The organism is Nocardia sp. NPDC058633, from assembly GCF_042717045.1.
In the GTDB taxonomy this organism is placed as follows: domain Bacteria; phylum Actinomycetota; class Actinomycetes; order Mycobacteriales; family Mycobacteriaceae; genus Nocardia.
Map to the genome: position 1 here is coordinate 229,384 of NZ_JBHXRA010000004.1, position 17,059 is coordinate 246,442.

The window sequence follows — 17,059 nt, forward strand, 5'->3', positions numbered from 1 at the left end:
ATGGCGGACCCCATGACTGCGGGGCAACGCATTTTGCGAGGCTCGGCTAGTCGATTCGGGCAAGGATGTCGACCGCGATATCCGTGGCGGCGGTGTGCATCTGGTCGTCGGTCAGCTCGAGATCGCCCATCATCGACAGGCTCCAGCTGATCGCGAGCAGGGCTTGTCGGGCGTGATAGACGTCGAGGGGGGCGGCGTCGGGGCCGGTCATGAGATCGGCGAGGACACGGAATTGGTAGCGCAGGCCCGCGCCGAAACCCAGGTCACGGAACGCGGGCTGGTTCTCGTGCCAGAAGCGCACCATGTCGCGGCCGAGGCTGTGCAGTAGCGCGCTGTAGCGGCGCAAGATCTGTTCGGCGCGCTCGGCTCCCGGCGGAGCCTGCTCGGCCCAGGTGACGATGTCGTCGATGCCGCGGCGCAGGTCGTCGGACAGGCTGACGACGATGTCCTCCTTCGTCCGGAAGTGGTAGTACAGCGCGGCTTTGGTGACGCCGAGCCGCTCGGCGATCTCGCGCAGCGACGTCTTCTCGTAGCCGCGCTCGGAGAACAGCTCCATCGCCACCGCGCGAATACGTTCCCTGGTGTCGCTACGACGTCCGTCCACGGGGCTTTCCTTTGCTTGACGACCGGCTAGGGCAAGTCTACCGTCGCACTCGTGATCGAGATCACTAGCCGGTCGGCAAGTTAGTTTGGGAGACAAGATGACACAGGTGAACGCACCCACCGACGGGGTGGCAGTGACCGCGATCGGGGTCGCGTTGATCCGAGAGCGGGAGTCGCGCGGCCCGGATCGGCTCTACGATGATCCGTTCGCCGCGGCTTTCGTCGACGCCGCACGCCGCGACTTCGCCCGCACCGAGGAGGGCTCGGCCCGGTGGGAGCGAGTCGTGACCTTGGCCGAACAGTTCTTCGCGGGTCGATCGGTCGGTGTCCGCCTGGTCGACGACCGGGTGAGCGAGGCCGTCGCCGCCGGATGCCGCCAGGTCGTCCTGCTCGGCGCCGGTCTGGACACCCGCGCCTACCGGATGGGACTGCCCGGCGACGTCACGGTGTACGAACTCGACCTGCCCGAGCTGTTCGCCTTCAAGGAGCCGGTGCTCGGCGCGGTCGGCGCCACGTCGACCGCACAACGACACATCCTGCCGATCGACCTGAGCACCGACTGGGCTGTCCCGCTGGGCGAGCGGGGATTTCGCGCCGACCTGCCGACCCACTGGATCGACGAGGGCGCGCTGCCGTACCTGCGGCCCGAGGACCACCTCCGGGCGGTGGCAACGCTGACGGCCCTGTCCGCGCCCGGGAGTCGATTCGGCCTCAGCCGGTTCGCGATCGACCCCGACGCCCCGCCCTATGCCGAACTGCGCCGACTCGTCGCCGGCGACAGCGATGCGCGAACGCCCCCACTGGATGCCGGACGCCCCGGGGAACAGTGGCTCGTCGAGCACGGCTGGCGCACCGAGTTCCGCGCGTGGGACGACATGATCGTTCCACTCGGCCGAGCGGTGGCGGTGAACAACCCGAACGTGGGTGTCGTGCTCGCCGAGCGGGTGTGACCGACGGCGACAGCGCCGGGCGGCGGTAGGCGTCGGCGGAGTTGCGACGACGTGAAGGCGATCACGGACCGGCTCGCGTCGGGGCGGGCGCAGCGTCGTCGTAGTCGGTGAAACAGGCGCGCTGACTGCGCTTTCGGCGCGTCTGTGACCATCGACACGGCGGCGCTCGTCCGAAGGCGGTCCGTGGTCGCGCTCACAGGTGGGCCTACCTGGTCAAAGGCGCCTCCTGACGCTGATAGGCTGACGGGCGAGTTAGGCATCCTTTAACGGACCGTCCGGTGAGGCGGGGAAGGAGGTCGGCATGGCTGTGCCCGAACGGGCGGCCGATACCGGCGTGAGCGAGCGTGCGAGCGAACCAGCGATACAGCGCGCTTCGCGCACCTGTCCGCCGAGCGTCGGCGAGGTGGACAAGTGAGCGAAACATCGCAGCGGCACACCCCGGAGTGGGTGGCAGCCGGGCGCGAGCTGTTGTCGCCCTCGGATGTCACCAGGACCGTAGCGCGCATCGCGCACCAGATCATCGAGAAGACCGCCCTGGATTCCGGCGACGCCGACGCACCGCGGGTGGTTCTCATGGGAATCCCAACGCGCGGCACCACGCTGGCGAACCGGCTGGCGGACAAGATCGAGGAATTCTCCGGTGTGCGCCCCGCCCTCGGCTCGCTCGACATCACGCTGTACCGCGACGACCTGCGCAGTCGCCCGCACCGCCCGCTCGAGCGCACCTCGGTGCCCGACGGCGGCATCGAGAACTCCCTGGTCGTCCTCGTCGACGACGTCCTGTTCTCGGGTCGCACAGTCCGCTCGGCCCTGGACGGCCTGCGTGACCTCGGCCGCCCCCGTGCGGTGCAGCTGGCGGTTCTCATCGACCGCGGCCACCGCGAGCTGCCGATCCGCGCCGACTACGTGGGCAAGAACGTGCCGACCTCCCGCGCCGAGGACATCTCGGTGCTGATGGTCGAGCACGACGGTCGCGATGGTGTCTACCTGCATCAGGAAGGTCAAGAGCAGTGAGGGAGCGTAGCGACCGAACCATGAACACAGCCATCCGAGGGGTCACGCCGGAGCCGAGCGCCAGCGAGGTGGAGGCGTGAAGCATTTGCTGACGGTCGCCGACCTGGATCGCGGGACCGCCACCGAACTTCTCGACGAAGCCGAACGCTTCGAACAGGCCCTGCTCGGCCGCGAGGTGAAGAAGCTGCCGACCCTGCGCGGGCGCACCGTGATGACGGTGTTCTACGAGAACTCCACGCGCACCCGGGTGTCGTTCGAGGTCGCGGGCAAGTGGATGAGTGCCGACGTGATCAACGTCAGCGCGTCGAGTTCGTCGGTCTCCAAGGGCGAATCGCTGCGAGACACCGCGCTCACCCTGCACGCCGCGGGCGCCGACGCGCTGATCGTGCGCCACCCGGCTTCGGGTGCCGCGCACCAGATCGCGCGCTGGATGGAGCAGTGGGCCCGCGAGGAGGACCGCGCCGCCCCGTCGATCATCAACGCGGGCGACGGCACCCACCAGCACCCCACCCAAGCCCTGCTCGACGCGCTCACCCTGCGCCAGCGCCTCGGCGACATCGCGGGTAAGCGGATCGTGCTGGTCGGCGACATCCTGCACAGCCGGGTCGCCCGCTCCAACGTCTCGCTGCTCAACACCCTCGGCGCCGAAGTGGTGCTGGTCGCGCCGCGCACCCTGCTGCCGGTCGGCGTGGAGGCCTGGCCCGCACGGGTTTCGTCCTCTCTCGACGCGGAACTGCCCGGTGCCGACGCGGTGATGATGCTGCGCGTGCAAGCGGAGCGGATGAACGGCGGGTTCTTCCCGTCGGCCCGCGAATATTCGATCAACTACGGACTGTCCGAGCGCAGGCTCGCGCTGCTCGACGACGACGCCGTTGTCCTGCACCCCGGCCCGATGCTGCGCGGCATGGAAATTGCCTCGGCGGTCGCGGATTCGCCGAAATCGGCTGTGCTGCAGCAGGTCTCGAACGGAGTGCACATGCGGATGGCCGTGTTGTTCCGGCTGCTCGTCGGTCAGGAGGAAACGGTATGAGTGAGCTGCTGATCAAGAACGTCAAGCCCTACGGTGAAGGCGACCCGGTCGACGTCCTGGTGCGCGACACCATCATCGCCGACATCGGCACCGGCCTCACGGCGTCCGACGATGCCGAGGTGATCGAGGGCAACGGCCAGATCCTGCTGCCCGGCTTCGTGGACCTGCACACCCACCTGCGTGAACCCGGTCGCGAAGACACCGAGACCATCGAAACCGGTTCGGCCGCAGCCGCACTGGGCGGTTACACCGCGGTGTTCGCGATGGCCAACACCAGTCCGGTCGCCGACTCGGTCGTCATCACCGACCACGTGTGGCGCCGCGGCCAGGAAGTCGGCCTCGTCGACGTGTTCCCGGTCGGCGCCGTCACGGTGGGCCTGCAGGGCAAGCAGCTCGCCGAGATGGGCACCATGGCCGCGGGTGTCGGCCAGGTACGGATGTTCTCCGACGACGGCCACTGCGTCGACGACCCGCTGATCATGCGCCGCGCCCTCGAATACGCGAACTCCCTGGGTGTGCTCATCGCCCAGCACGCCGAAGAGCCGCGCCTGACCAAGAACGCCATCGCGCACGAGGGCCCCAACGCCGCGCGCCTGGGCCTGCACGGCTGGCCGCGCGCCGCCGAGGAGTCGATCGTCGCGCGTGACGCACTGCTGGCCCGCGACGCGAACGCCCGGGTTCACATCTGCCACGCCTCCACCGCGGGCACCGTCGAGCTGGTGAAGTGGGCCAAGTCCCAGGGCATTTCGATCACCGCCGAGGTCACCCCGCACCACCTGCTCCTCGACGACTCGCGCCTGGAAACCTACGACGCGGTCAACAAGGTGAACCCGCCGCTGCGCGAGTCCACCGACGTGGCCGCCCTGCGCCAGGCACTGGCCGACGGCATCATCGACTGCGTCGCCACCGACCACGCTCCGCACGCCGAGCAGGACAAGTGCTGCGAATTCGCGGCCGCCCGCCCCGGCATGCTCGGGCTGGAGACGGCGCTGTCGATCATCGTGCAGACGATGGTCGAGCCCGGCCTGCTCGACTGGCGCGGCGTCGCGAAGGTGATGAGCGAGAAGCCCGCCGCGATCGTCGGACTCGACGACCACGGCCGCCCGATCGCGGTCGGCGAGCCCGCCAACCTCACGCTGATCGACCCCGACGCCGAGTGGACGGTGCGCGGCGCCGAACTGGCGAGTATCTCGAACAACACACCGTTCGAGGACATGACGTTCCCGGCCGAGGTCACAGCCACCGTGCTGCGTGGCCGGGTAACTGCCCGCGAGGGCAAGGCGGTCGGGATCTAGGGAGGCCAGGAAGTGGAAAGAACGCTGTGGATTGTCGGGCTGCTGGCTTTTTTCGTTCTGTGCCTGTGGTTGATGTACCGGGCTTGGCAGAAGAAGGCCACGCGGCAGCAGGCACGCATCGGCGAACTGCCGACGGTGCCCGCCGAACTGGGCGCACAACTACTGGAACCGACCACCGGCATGTACCTGGGCAGCACCATCGCGCCCAGCTGGCAGGACCGGATCGCGGTCGGTGACCTGGGATTCCGGGCGACCGCCGAGCTGACGCGGTTCGAACGCGGAATTCTGCTCGAACGTGACGGTGCCACGGTGATCTGGATTCCACAGGAATCGGTGACGGCGGTGCGCACCGAGCGCGGACACGCGGGCAAAGTGATGACAGAAGGCGGTGTGCTGGTAATTCGCTGGACACTGCCGACCGGAACCGAGATCGATACCGGTTTCCGGGGCGACGACAAGACGGTGTACCCGGCATGGATTGCGGATGCGACCAGGGTGACGACGGGAGACGATGAATGACGAAGGCACAAGCAGCCTTGGTGCTCGAGGACGGCCGCGTATTCCGCGGAACCGCCTTCGGGGCCGAAGGCCAGACACTCGGTGAGGCCGTGTTCTGCACGGCGATGACCGGGTACCAGGAGACCCTGACCGACCCCAGCTACGCGCGCCAGATCGTGGTGGCCACGGCCCCGCAGATCGGCAACACCGGCTGGAACGACGAGGACGACGAATCCGGCAAGATCTGGGTCGCGGGGTACGCCGTGCGCGACCCCTCGCGGGTCTCCTCCAACTGGCGCGCCACCGGCACGCTGACCGACGAGCTCGACCGCCAGGACGTGGTCGGCATCGCCGGGATCGACACCCGCGCGGTGGTCCGCCACCTGCGCAGCCGCGGTTCGATGAAGGCGGGCATCTTCTCCGGTGCGGCGATGGCCACCGACAAGGAACTCCTCGCCCGGGTCAACGGCCAGGCTTCGATGCTGGGTGCCGATCTCGCCGAAGAGGTCAGCACCGACGCGATGTACACGATCGAACCGGTGGGCGAGCACAAGTTCACCGTCGTCGCGGTCGACCTGGGCATCAAGACCAACACCCCGCGCATGTTCGCCGAGCGCGGCGTACGCACACATGTGGTGCCGTCGAACACCTCCCTCGACGACATCCTCGCGCTCGACCCCAACGGCGTGTTCCTGTCGAACGGCCCCGGCGACCCGGCCACCCAGACCGGCGCGATCGCGCTCACCCAGGGTGTCCTGGAACGCGGAATCCCGCTGTTCGGCATCTGCTTCGGCAACCAGATCCTGGGCCGAGCACTGGGTCGCACGACCTACAAGATGAAGTTCGGCCACCGCGGCATCAACATCCCGGTGATTGAAGAGGGCACCGGCCGCGTGTCGATCACCGCCCAGAACCACGGCTTCGCCCTCGAGGGCGAGCGCGGCGAGGTGTTCGACACCCCGTTCGGCAAGGCCGAGGTCTCCCACATCTGCGCCAACGACGGCACCGTCGAAGGGGTCCGGCTGATCGACGGCCGCGCCTTCTCGGTGCAGTACCACCCCGAGGCCGCCGCAGGCCCGCACGACGCCGCATATCTGTTCGACCGTTTCGCCGGTCTCATGGAAGGAGCCTGATGCCTCGCCGCGAGGATCTGAAGCACATCCTGGTGATCGGCTCTGGCCCGATCGTGATCGGCCAGGCGTGCGAATTCGACTACTCCGGTACCCAGGCGTGCCGGGTGCTGCGGTCCGAGGGACTGCGCGTATCGCTGGTGAACTCCAACCCGGCGACCATCATGACCGACCCGGAGTTCGCCGACGCCACCTACGTCGAGCCGATCACCCCGGAGTTCGTCGAGAAGGTCATCGAGAAGGAACGCCCCGACGCGATCCTGGCCACCCTCGGGGGGCAGACCGCGCTCAACACCGCCGTCGCACTGCACGAGAACGGTGTGCTGGCCAAGTACAACGTCGAGCTGATCGGCGCCGACTTCGACGCCATCCAGCGCGGTGAGGACCGGCAGAAGTTCAAGGACATCGTCGCCAAGGTCGGCGGCGAGAGTGCCCGCAGCGCGGTCTGTTACACCATGGACGAGGTGCGCGAGACCGTCGCCGACCTCGGTTACCCGGTGGTCGTTCGCCCCTCGTTCACCATGGGCGGGCTCGGCTCGGGCATGGCCTACAACGAGGCAGACCTCGACCGCATCGCCGGTGGCGGCCTGTCGGCCTCGCCGACCGCGAACGTCCTGATCGAGGAGTCCATCCTCGGCTGGAAGGAGTTCGAACTCGAGCTCATGCGCGACCGCAACGACAATGTGGTCATCGTGTGCTCGATCGAGAACGTCGACCCGATGGGTGTGCACACCGGTGACTCGGTCACCGTCGCCCCCGCGATGACCCTCACCGACCGCGAGTACCAGAAGATGCGCGATCTGGGCATCGCGATCCTGCGCGAGGTCGGCGTCGACACCGGTGGCTGCAACATCCAGTTCGCGGTGGATCCCAAGGACGGTCGCCTGATCGTCATCGAGATGAACCCGCGCGTCTCGCGCTCCTCGGCGCTGGCGTCGAAGGCGACCGGCTTCCCGATCGCCAAGATCGCCGCCAAGCTGGCCATCGGCTACACCCTCGACGAGATCGTCAACGACATCACCGGCGAGACCCCGGCATCGTTCGAGCCCACCCTCGACTACGTCGTCGTGAAGGCGCCGCGGTTCGCGTTCGAGAAGTTCCCCGGCGCCGACGCCACGCTGACCACCACCATGAAGTCGGTGGGCGAGGCGATGTCGATGGGCCGCAACTTCTCCGAGGCGCTCGGCAAGGTGCTGCGTTCGCTCGAGACCAAGGCCACCAGCTTCTGGACCACCGACGACGGTCAGTGGGCGCCGGCGGATGCGAACGACCCGGCGTCGGTGCGCGAGGCGATCGAGGCCGTCCTGGCCGATCTGCGCGTGCCGACCGAAGGTCGCATCTACCAGGTCGAGCGGGCGCTGCGCTACGGCGCGAGCGTCGAAGAGGTGGCGCTGGCCTCGGGTGTGGACCCCTGGTTCGTCGCCGAGGTGCTCGGCTTGGTCGAGCTGCGTCAGGAAGTCCTCGACGCGCCAGTCCTCGACGAGGAGCTGCTGCGTCGCGCCAAGCACTACGGACTGTCGGACCGCCAGCTCGCGGCCCTGCGCCCCGAGCTCGCGGGCGAGGCAGGCGTGCGCTCGCTGCGTCACCGTCTCGCGGTGCGCCCGGTCTACAAGACCGTCGACACCTGCGCCGCCGAGTTCGAGGCCAAGACCCCGTACCACTACAGCACCTACGAGCTCGATCCCGGTGCGGAGTCCGAGGTCGCGCCGCAGCGCGAGCGCGAGAAGGTCATCATCCTCGGTTCGGGCCCGAACCGCATCGGTCAGGGCATCGAGTTCGACTACTCGTGTGTGCACGCGGCGCAGACGCTGTCGGCCGCCGGGTACGAGACCGTGATGGTCAACTGCAACCCCGAGACCGTGTCCACCGACTACGACACCGCCGATCGCCTCTACTTCGAGCCGCTCACCTTCGAAGACGTCCTCGAGGTGTACAACGCCGAAGCCGAGTCGGGCACCGTGGCCGGTGTGATCGTGCAGCTCGGCGGACAGACTCCGCTGGGTCTGGCGCAGCGGCTCACCGACGCGGGCGTGCCGGTGGTCGGTACCTCCGCGGCCGCGATCGACCTGGCCGAGGACCGTGGCGAATTCGGTGACGTTCTCGTCGCCGCCGGACTGCCCGCGCCCAAGTACGGCACCGCCACCACGGTGGCCCAGGCGAAGAAGATCGCCAACGAGATCGGCTACCCGGTGCTGGTGCGCCCGTCCTACGTGCTGGGTGGGCGCGGCATGGAGATCGTCTACGACGAGGCCTCGCTCGAGGGCTACATCTCCCGCGCCACCGAACTCAACCCCGATCACCCGGTGCTGGTCGATCGCTTCCTCGAAGACGCCATCGAAATCGACGTCGACGCCCTGTGCGACGGCGAGGAGGTCTACCTGGGCGGGGTGATGGAGCACATCGAGGAAGCCGGTATCCACTCCGGTGACTCCGCCTGCGCGCTGCCCCCGATCACGTTGGGTCGCAGCGACATCGAGGCCGTGCGCCGCTCCACCATCGCGCTGGCCAAGGGCATCGGTGTCAAGGGCCTGCTCAATGTGCAGTACGCCCTCAAGGACGACGTGCTCTACGTCCTGGAAGCCAATCCCCGGGCGAGCCGGACGGTTCCGTTCGTCTCCAAGGCCACCGCCGTGCCGCTGGCCAAGGCGTGCGCGCGGGTGATGCTCGGCGCCACCATCGCCGACCTGCGCTCCGAAGGCATGTTGCCGCCCGAGGGCGACGGCGGCCACGTGCCGCTGGACGCACCGGTCGCGGTGAAGGAAGCCGTGCTTCCCTTCCACCGGTTCCGTCGCGCCGACGGTTCGGGTATCGACTCGCTGCTCTCGCCGGAGATGAAGTCCACCGGTGAGGTCATGGGCATCGACGCCGACTTCGGCACCGCCTTCGCCAAGAGCCAGGCCGCCGCCTACGGCTCGCTGCCGACCGAGGGCACCGTGTTCGTCTCGATCGCCAACCGCGACAAGCGCGCCATGGTGTTCCCGATCAAGCGCCTGCACGACCTGGGCTTCCGTATCCTCGCCACCGAGGGCACCGCGGAAACCCTGCGCCGCAACGGCATTCCCTGTGAACAGGCCCGCAAGCACTCCGATCCGGAATCTACCGATCCGGCCACCGGCATGCCGGAGGCCTCGATCGTGGAGCAGATCCGCGACGGCGAGATCGACATCGTGTTCAACACCCCCTACGGCAACTCGGGCCCCCGCGTGGACGGCTACGAGATCCGCACCGCCGCGGTGGGCGCGAACATCCCGTGCATCACCACCGTGCAGGGCGCCGCCGCGGCGGTGCAGGGCATCGAGGCCGGCATCAACGGCGGCATCGGGGTGCGCTCGCTGCAGGAACTGCACTCGAAACTGCGTGGCTGACATGACATTCGGTCACCGATTGCAGCACGCCATGCGGCAGTTCGGACCCGTGTGCGTCGGCATCGACCCCCACCCCGCCCTGCTGCGGGCGTGGGGGCTCACCGAAGACGTCGACGGGCTCGAGGCCTTCGCCGAGATCTGCGTCGAGGCCTTCGACGGTCGGGTCGCTCTGGTGAAGCCGCAGGTCGCGTTCTTCGAGACCTACGGGTCCGGCGGCATCGCGGTGCTCGAGCGCACCATCTCGGTGCTGCGGGCCTCGGGCACCCTGGTGCTGGCCGATGCCAAGCGCGGCGACATCGGCTCCACCATGGATGCCTACGCCCATGCCTGGCTCGGCGACGGACCACTGGGCTCGGATGCCGTGACCGTCTCGCCGTATCTCGGCTTCGGGTCCCTCGACCCGGCGCTGAGCCTGGCGCAGACCAATCACCGTGGCGTGTTCGTGCTCGCGGCGACCTCGAATCCCGAAGGCGCGCAACTGCAACGGATCACGGCGGCGGACGGACGCACGATCGCGCAGACGATGGTGGACGACGCCGCGGCCCGCAACGCCGGGTCCGGTCTCGGTTCTGTCGGCGTGGTCGTCGGCGCGACGCTCACCGAGGCGCCGGATCTCTCGGCCCTCAACGGCCCGATCCTGATGCCGGGTGTGGGTGCCCAAGGCGGGGGAGCGGACTCCATCCGCGCCCTGGTTCCCGAGGCGAACCTGGCCTGCGTCGTGCCCGCGGTGTCCCGTGAGGTCCTCAACGCGGGCCCGTCGGTGACGGCGCTCTGCGACAAGACAGCGCAGCTGCAGGAAGCGTTCGCTTTCCTGCAGGCGTGAATCTGGTGTGACGGAGCCGGAGTGGCACATCCTCTCCGGCTCCGTTGCCGTTCAGCCGTCCTTGCGCCATACATACGCGGCCGAGATCGGGTGATGGCGGAAGCGCTCCCACTGGGGTTTCACCGCAACCCACTCGTCATCGATGACGCGCTCGCGCAACTCGACCAGCCGCCAGCCGGTGTCCAGCGCCGCCGTGACGTGGTCGCTGACGAGGTGGACGGTGGTGCTGATGGCCACGGACTCACCGGCGTCGTCGGTGTAGTGCGTCGGCATGCCCGAGGTCATGATGAAATGCGGGTGGAAGGTGACCAGGGCGAAGACGGCGCCGGGCATCGCCAGCCGCCACGCCTCCCGGTACAGCGGTCGCAGATCGGCGAGGTGCTCGTCTACCAGCGAGGAGATGACGAGGTCGTAGGCCGAATCGGGGAGACCGGTGGCCGCGACGTCGGCCTGCACGAGTCGGTCGTGCGCGCCGCGGCGCTGCGCGACGGCGAGCATCTGCGGTGTCAGATCCACCCCGTCTACGGCCGCAACTCCCTTGTCCCGCAACCACTGTCCGGTCCGGCCGGTGCCGCAGCCCAGGTCCACGGCCCGGGTCGTGGCATCCCACGACGGCTGTTGGAGACGGTCCAGTAGCGCGATGTCCATCGCGTCCTCGACGGTCTGCTCGTAGTCGGCGACCCACTCGCCGTAGCCGGTGCGCACATCCACGGTGCGGTATCCGCGTGCGTCGAAATCGCTGAACTCCATCACGCCGAGTATTCCGTCGGCTCGCAGGATGCGATACCTGTTTTCGCCGGTGGACAGGGACAGCAGTGGCGCGGCCTCTGAGATGTCACGGGGCGCAGTGAAGGCGGATCGGGGATTCCGGGGTTGCGCCGGGCACGGTGGTGGCGGTCGGTCGTAGCGGTGGCCGATCACGAGCTCCGATCGACGCGCAGAGGGCGTTATCCCGACCAGCCCGCCACAACGGCGTCACGGGGACCAGGGCGGCCACCAACGTGGCCGCTGTGAGTACTGCACCACCACGACCACGGGAATTCGACCGAACCGGCCGGCATCGCGGCCGGGCGGCCCAACTGATGCAACACCTCGGTGCCGACCGCGGCCACCTGCGAGCAGCGCCACCCCGGTGTAACCCTCAGGCCGCGACCCGCTCGTTCCTGGCCCGCCACCAGCCGAACGCGCCGATGCCCAGGGGCAGCAGCACGGTCAGGAAACCCGACAGCGGCATGAACGCCAGGCCGAACACCGTGGCCGTGCCGAGGGCCAGCAGCACCGGGCCCGGCAGATACCCCAGTGCGCGCTCCAGCGTGATCATCGCGATACCGAAACCGATCGCGAGCACACCGAACTCGGTGAACCAGAACGTGAGTTCCGCGTCCTGATCGTCGGCGAGGAACAGGACGACGCCGAGCGCGGTGTGCACGGTCCCGATGAGGATCAGCAGTGCGCCGGCGAGCGGGAATCTAGTTTTTGAATCCATATTCATAAACTGTGCCACTAGGCTGAGCCGGTGGCAAGACCCCGCCTTTTCACCGACGATCAGGTGCTCGACGCGGCCCGCGACCTGCTGGTCGACCCCGCGATCACCCGACCGGCCATCACGGCGATCAGCACGGCCGCCGGCGTGCATGCCGGATCGATCTATGTGCGTTTCGCCTCACGTGACGAACTACTCGCCCGGCTGTGGTTGCGGTCGATCCGCCGCTTTCACGAGGGCTTTGTCGCGGCATTGGCAGGTCCGGCGCCATTGCTGGCTGCCGCCACGTTTCTGCCGCGCTACTGCCGTGCGCATCCGACCGAGGCGCGGGCGATGAAGATGTTCCATCGCGACGAACTGCTCGAGGTCGGCGCCGAGGATCTGCGGGCCGCGATCGCCGGTGTCAACGATGAGATGAACGCCGCGCTGCGGGCTGCCGTGGTGGTCGAATTCGGGTCCGCCGACGACCGCGCACTGGCGATCGCGGGCGCCGCGGTGAAGGCGATTCCGTACGGTCTTGTCCGCGATTACATTGCTCGCGCGGCCCCGATTCCGGACTGGTTGGACGAGGTCGTGGCGACCGCTTCGGGTGCGGTTCTCGACGAATTTCGGGCGCGCGCGTGACGACACGCTGTGCGAAATCGGGCGACACGCGAGCTTTTTCAGGAAACCCGCTGGTCGCGCACCACCGGGTTTGCCAGGGCGGCACCGGGACCCCACGCTATCTGGTGGCTATCATCGCCCATATCGGTATAACCGCAGGTGGAGATGCATTTTCAGATTTCGGCTGTACGATCGTGGCGGAAGAATCAGCTGTCACCGCATCGAGCCCGCGCGCGCCATACGGCATCCGTAATCCTGCCCTGACCTGGGGGTCGGGTTCGCAATCGGCGCGCACCGTGGGTACGGTCGCACAGACCGTCCGGGTAACCGGCGGTAGATCTGGCAATGAACGATGAGACGGAGGAACCCGTGGCCCTTCCCCAGCTGACTGATGAGCAGCGCGCCGCTGCTCTGGAGAAGGCGGCTGCCGCTCGCCGTGCTCGGGCAGAGCTCAAGGAGCGCCTGAAGCGCGGTGGAACGAACCTGAAGCAGGTCCTCACCGATGCCGAGTCCGATGAGATTCTCGGCAAGATGAAGGTTTCTGCGCTGCTCGAGGCTCTGCCGAAGGTGGGCAAGGTCAAGGCGGCGGAGATCATGACCGAGCTGGAGATCGCGCCTACGCGTCGTCTCCGTGGTCTCGGTGCCCGGCAGCGCGCCGCGCTGCTCACCCGCTTCGACTTCGACGCCTAAAGTCTGGTGGACAAAAACACGCGGAAGGGCCGACTGGTAGTACTGGTCGGCCCCTCGGCCGTGGGTAAATCCACGGTCGTGCGGTGCGTGCGGGAACGCCTGCCCGAATTGGTGTTCAGTGTGTCGGCGACGACGCGGGACCCCCGTCCCGGTGAAATCGACGGCCTCGACTACCGCTTCGTTTCCCGAGTCGAGTTCGACGCCATGATCGCGGCGAACGAGCTGCTCGAATGGGCAGACATCCATGGGGGGTTGCAGCGATCGGGCACCCCCGCCGCCCCGGTGCGAGAAGCACTGGCGAGCGGACTTTCAGTACTGATCGAAGTCGACCTGGCCGGTGCACGGTCGGTCCGGCAGGCGATGCCGGAGGCACTGCTGGTGTTTCTCGCGCCGCCGAGCTGGGAAGAACTGGTCTCGCGGCTGCGTTCGCGCGGTACCGAGACACCCGAGGTGATCGAGCGAAGGCTCGAGACCGCCCGGGTCGAATTGGCGGCCCGTGACGAGTTCGACACGGTCATAGTGAACAGCGAGGTGACGACTGCTTGTGAGCAGTTGGTATCGTTGTTCGTTAGCACAAATTCGAGTTCTTGACCCACTAACCCGCAGGAGCCACCCCTAGTGAGCACGGACATCACCGCAGTACCCGCGTACGACACCCCGATCGGCCTCACCAACCCCCCGATCGACGAGCTGCTCGAGCGCACGTCCTCCAAGTACGCCCTGGTGATCTACGCGGCCAAGCGCGCCCGCCAGATCAACGATTACTACAACCAGCTCGGTGACGGCATCCTCGAGTACGTCGGCCCGCTCGTCGAGCCGGGTCTGCAGGAGAAGCCGCTGTCGGTCGCCATGCGCGAAATCCACTCCGACCTGCTCGAACACACCGAGGGCGAGTGACAATCTCTAGTCCGGAGGCGTAAGACCATGCGGATCGTCGTAGGGGTCGGCGGGGGCATCGCCGCCTACAAGGCGTGTGCCCTCGTCCGCCGGTTCACCGAAACCGGACATCAGGTGCGGGTGATTCCCACCGAATCAGCTCTACAGTTCGTCGGGAAGGCGACCTTCGAGGCGCTGTCCGGCCAGCCGGTGCACACCACGGTGTTCGCCGACGTGCCCGAGGTGCCGCACGTTCGGATCGGCCAGGAGGCCGATCTCGTCGTCATCGCCCCGGCCACCGCGGACCTGATGGCGCGTGCCGCACAGGGCCGCGCCGACGATCTGCTCACCGCCACCTTGCTGACGGCCCGATGTCCGGTGGTGTTCGCGCCCGCGATGCACACCGAGATGTGGGAGCATCCGGCGACGGTGGCCAATGTCGCGACGCTGCGCGCGCACGGCGCCACCGTGATGGAGCCCGCGTCGGGTCGGCTCACCGGCACCGACACGGGTCCGGGACGACTGCCCGAGCCGGAGGAGATCTTCGGTCTGGCCTCGTTGCTGCTCGAGCGTGCCGACGCGCTGCCCCGCGACCTGACCGGTCGCCGCGTGGTGATCACCGCGGGTGGCACGAGGGAACCCCTCGACCCGGTGCGCTTCCTCGGCAACCGCAGCTCCGGCAAGCAGGGGTACGCCCTGGCCAGGGTCGCCGCCCAGCGTGGCGCCCAGGTGACGCTGATCGCGGGCAACACGATCGAGCTCGCGCCGCCCGCCGCGGTCGAACTGGTCCACATCACCACCGCCGACCAGCTCAAGACCGCCGTCGACAAGCACGCCCTCGGCGCCGATGCGGTGATCATGGCGGCCGCTGTCGCTGATTTCCGTCCGACCCATGTGGCCGCCGCGAAGATCAAGAAGGGCGCCGACGAGCCCGACGTGATCCCGTTGACCAAGAACGAGGACATCCTCGCCGGCTTGGTCGACGCTCGCACCGAGGGACGGCTCGCCGGCACCGCGATCGTCGGTTTCGCCGCCGAGACCGGTGACGACAACGGCGACGTGCTCACCCACGCGCGCGCGAAACTGGCGCGCAAGGGCTGCGATCTGCTCGTGGTCAACGCGGTCGGCGAAGGCAAGGCGTTCGAGGTCGACACCAACGACGGCTGGCTGCTCGGCGCCGACGGCACCGAACAGGCCCTCGATCACGGTTCCAAGGCGCTGCTGGCGAGCCGGGTGCTCGACGCGCTGGTTCCGCTGCTGCGCTGACCGGGGTTTTCGCATCGATTCCGCGCGAAAACAGTTGCGCGGCAACGAGGGTCGCGCAGTCTACCGGCCGTGTGGGTGTTCGCGGTGTGGCTTGGCGCTTACTCGCCACCATGTCGGTGGTTTGGAATAGTCTTGATGAGAAGGGTTGCGCGGTAACACCGAAAAGTTACCGTCACAAGCCGAACGAGTAACCCGTTGAGGGAGAGGGAATAACTGTGCGTACGACAGGTAGTCGGCTATTCACCAGTGAGTCCGTGACCGAGGGGCACCCGGACAAGATCTGTGACGCGATCAGCGATTCCATCCTCGACGCATTGCTCGCGGAGGACCCGAGCAGCCGGGTCGCGGTGGAAACCATGGTCACCACGGGGCAGGTCCACGTCGCGGGCGAGGTCACCACCACCGCCTACGCCGACATCCCGCGGATCGTTCGCGAGAAGGTCCTCGAAATCGGATACGACTCCTCCGCAAAGGGATTCGACGGCAACTCCTGCGGTGTCAACATCGCGATCGGCGCCCAGTCGCCCGATATCGCCCAGGGCGTCGACACCTCGCACGAGGCGCGCGTCGGCGGTTCCGACGACGCGATCGAGCGCCAGGGCGCCGGCGACCAGGGCCTGATGTTCGGCTACGCCACCATCGACACGCCCGAGCTGATGCCGCTGCCGATCGCGCTCGCGCACCGGCTCTCGCGCAAGCTCACCGAGGTCCGCAAGTCGGGCGTGCTGCCCTACCTGCGTCCCGACGGCAAGACCCAGGTCACCATCGAATACGACGGTGACCGCCCGGTCCGCCTCGACACGGTCGTCATCTCCACCCAGCACGCCGCCGACATCGACCTGGACAACCTGCTCGCTCCCGATATCCGGGAAAAGGTCGTCGAGGCCGTCATCGGCGATCTGAACCTCCCGAGTCTCGACACCTCCGACATCCGGCTGCTGGTCAATCCCACCGGCAAGTTCGTGCTCGGTGGCCCGATGGGCGACGCGGGCCTGACCGGGCGCAAGATCATCGTCGACACCTATGGCGGCATGGCTCGTCACGGCGGCGGCGCGTTCTCCGGCAAGGATCCGTCGAAGGTCGACCGCTCGGCCGCCTACGCCATGCGCTGGGTCGCCAAGAACGTCGTGGCCGCGGGCCTGGCCGACCGCGTCGAGGTGCAGGTCGCGTACGCGATCGGCAAGTCGGCCCCGGTCGGCCTGTTCGTCGAGACCTTCGGCACCGAGAAGGTCGACCCGGCGCGCATCTCCACCGCCATCTCCGAGGTCTTCGACCTGCGTCCGGGCGCGATCATCCGCGATCTCGACCTGCTGCGCCCGATCTACGGCCCGACCGCGGCCTACGGTCACTTCGGCCGCACCGATGTCGACCTGCCCTGGGAGCACACGGACCGCGCCGACAAGCTGCGCGCGGCCGTCGGCCTGTAATAGCCA

The 17,059-nt window shown here is 68.0% G+C and carries 17 protein-coding genes; 14 read left to right on the plus strand and 3 right to left on the minus strand.

Annotated elements, in window-relative coordinates; translation table 11 throughout:
• Window positions 1–46: 46 nt before the first annotated feature.
• Window positions 47–604, minus strand: a complete 558-nt coding sequence (locus ACFWUR_RS06915) for a TetR/AcrR family transcriptional regulator (RefSeq protein WP_378903100.1) — start codon at window positions 602–604, stop codon at window positions 47–49.
• 97 nt (window positions 605–701) lie between these two features.
• Between ACFWUR_RS06915 and ACFWUR_RS06920 the strand changes: the two genes are divergently transcribed.
• From ACFWUR_RS06920 to pyrF, 8 genes are all read left to right on the plus strand, one after another.
• Complete coding sequence (locus ACFWUR_RS06920; RefSeq protein WP_378903102.1) at window positions 702–1,553, plus strand: SAM-dependent methyltransferase; 852 nt, start codon at window positions 702–704, stop codon at window positions 1,551–1,553.
• 411 nt (window positions 1,554–1,964) lie between these two features.
• Window positions 1,965–2,567 carry a bifunctional pyr operon transcriptional regulator/uracil phosphoribosyltransferase PyrR gene (pyrR, locus tag ACFWUR_RS06925; protein WP_063056556.1) on the plus strand — a complete coding sequence of 201 codons (603 nt, stop codon included), beginning with the start codon at window positions 1,965–1,967 and terminating at the stop codon, window positions 2,565–2,567.
• A 76-nt stretch (window positions 2,568–2,643) separates the two neighbouring features.
• On the plus strand, window positions 2,644–3,597 hold the full coding sequence (locus ACFWUR_RS06930; protein ID WP_378903105.1) for an aspartate carbamoyltransferase catalytic subunit: 954 nt from the start codon (window positions 2,644–2,646) through the stop codon (window positions 3,595–3,597).
• Window positions 3,594–4,892 carry a dihydroorotase gene (locus ACFWUR_RS06935; RefSeq protein ID WP_378903108.1) on the plus strand — a complete coding sequence of 433 codons (1,299 nt, stop codon included), beginning with the start codon at window positions 3,594–3,596 and terminating at the stop codon, window positions 4,890–4,892. Before ACFWUR_RS06930 ends, ACFWUR_RS06935 begins: the two co-directional genes overlap by 4 nt.
• Before the next feature lie 12 nt (window positions 4,893–4,904).
• Entirely contained in the window at window positions 4,905–5,411 is a 507-nt protein-coding gene (locus ACFWUR_RS06940) for a transporter (RefSeq protein ID WP_378903111.1), read from the plus strand.
• Window positions 5,408–6,523 (plus strand): glutamine-hydrolyzing carbamoyl-phosphate synthase small subunit, encoded by a 1,116-nt coding sequence (carA, locus tag ACFWUR_RS06945; protein ID WP_378903114.1) that lies wholly within the window; start codon window positions 5,408–5,410, stop codon window positions 6,521–6,523. Before ACFWUR_RS06940 ends, carA begins: the two co-directional genes overlap by 4 nt.
• Window positions 6,523–9,885: a carbamoyl-phosphate synthase large subunit gene (carB, locus tag ACFWUR_RS06950; RefSeq protein ID WP_378903117.1), complete on the plus strand. Its 3,363-nt coding sequence runs from the start codon at window positions 6,523–6,525 to the stop codon at window positions 9,883–9,885. Before carA ends, carB begins: the two co-directional genes overlap by 1 nt.
• Before the next feature lies 1 nt (window position 9,886).
• A complete protein-coding gene (gene pyrF, locus ACFWUR_RS06955; RefSeq protein WP_378903455.1) occupies window positions 9,887–10,708 on the plus strand; it encodes an orotidine-5'-phosphate decarboxylase in 822 nt (273 codons plus the stop codon).
• Between the two features lie 51 nt (window positions 10,709–10,759).
• Here pyrF and ACFWUR_RS06960 read toward each other — a convergent pair whose 3' ends face one another.
• Entirely contained in the window at window positions 10,760–11,458 is a 699-nt protein-coding gene (locus ACFWUR_RS06960; RefSeq protein ID WP_378903120.1) for a class I SAM-dependent DNA methyltransferase, read from the minus strand.
• Window positions 11,459–11,849: 391 nt separating this feature from the next.
• Window positions 11,850–12,194: a DUF6463 family protein gene (locus ACFWUR_RS06965; RefSeq protein WP_378903123.1), complete on the minus strand. Its 345-nt coding sequence runs from the start codon at window positions 12,192–12,194 to the stop codon at window positions 11,850–11,852.
• Between the two features lie 30 nt (window positions 12,195–12,224).
• Here ACFWUR_RS06965 and ACFWUR_RS06970 point away from each other — a divergent pair, with 30 nt between their 5' ends.
• The 6 genes from ACFWUR_RS06970 (at window position 12,225) to metK (ending at window position 17,053) form a co-directional block, all read left to right on the plus strand.
• Window positions 12,225–12,815, plus strand: coding sequence for a TetR/AcrR family transcriptional regulator (locus ACFWUR_RS06970; RefSeq protein ID WP_378903126.1), 591 nt, complete (start codon window positions 12,225–12,227; stop codon window positions 12,813–12,815).
• A gap of 348 nt (window positions 12,816–13,163) precedes the next feature.
• Window positions 13,164–13,484, plus strand: a complete 321-nt coding sequence (gene mihF / locus ACFWUR_RS06975) for an integration host factor, actinobacterial type (RefSeq protein ID WP_056815410.1) — start codon at window positions 13,164–13,166, stop codon at window positions 13,482–13,484.
• Between the two features lie 6 nt (window positions 13,485–13,490).
• Window positions 13,491–14,075, plus strand: coding sequence for a guanylate kinase (gene gmk, locus ACFWUR_RS06980; RefSeq protein ID WP_378903129.1), 585 nt, complete (start codon window positions 13,491–13,493; stop codon window positions 14,073–14,075).
• Window positions 14,076–14,102: 27 nt separating this feature from the next.
• A complete protein-coding gene (rpoZ, locus tag ACFWUR_RS06985; protein ID WP_056810542.1) occupies window positions 14,103–14,381 on the plus strand; it encodes a DNA-directed RNA polymerase subunit omega in 279 nt (92 codons plus the stop codon).
• A 27-nt stretch (window positions 14,382–14,408) separates the two neighbouring features.
• Window positions 14,409–15,626, plus strand: coding sequence for a bifunctional phosphopantothenoylcysteine decarboxylase/phosphopantothenate--cysteine ligase CoaBC (gene coaBC, locus ACFWUR_RS06990; RefSeq protein WP_378903132.1), 1,218 nt, complete (start codon window positions 14,409–14,411; stop codon window positions 15,624–15,626).
• 215 nt (window positions 15,627–15,841) lie between these two features.
• Window positions 15,842–17,053 (plus strand): methionine adenosyltransferase, encoded by a 1,212-nt coding sequence (gene metK, locus ACFWUR_RS06995; protein ID WP_378903135.1) that lies wholly within the window; start codon window positions 15,842–15,844, stop codon window positions 17,051–17,053.
• Window positions 17,054–17,059: the final 6 nt, after the last annotated feature.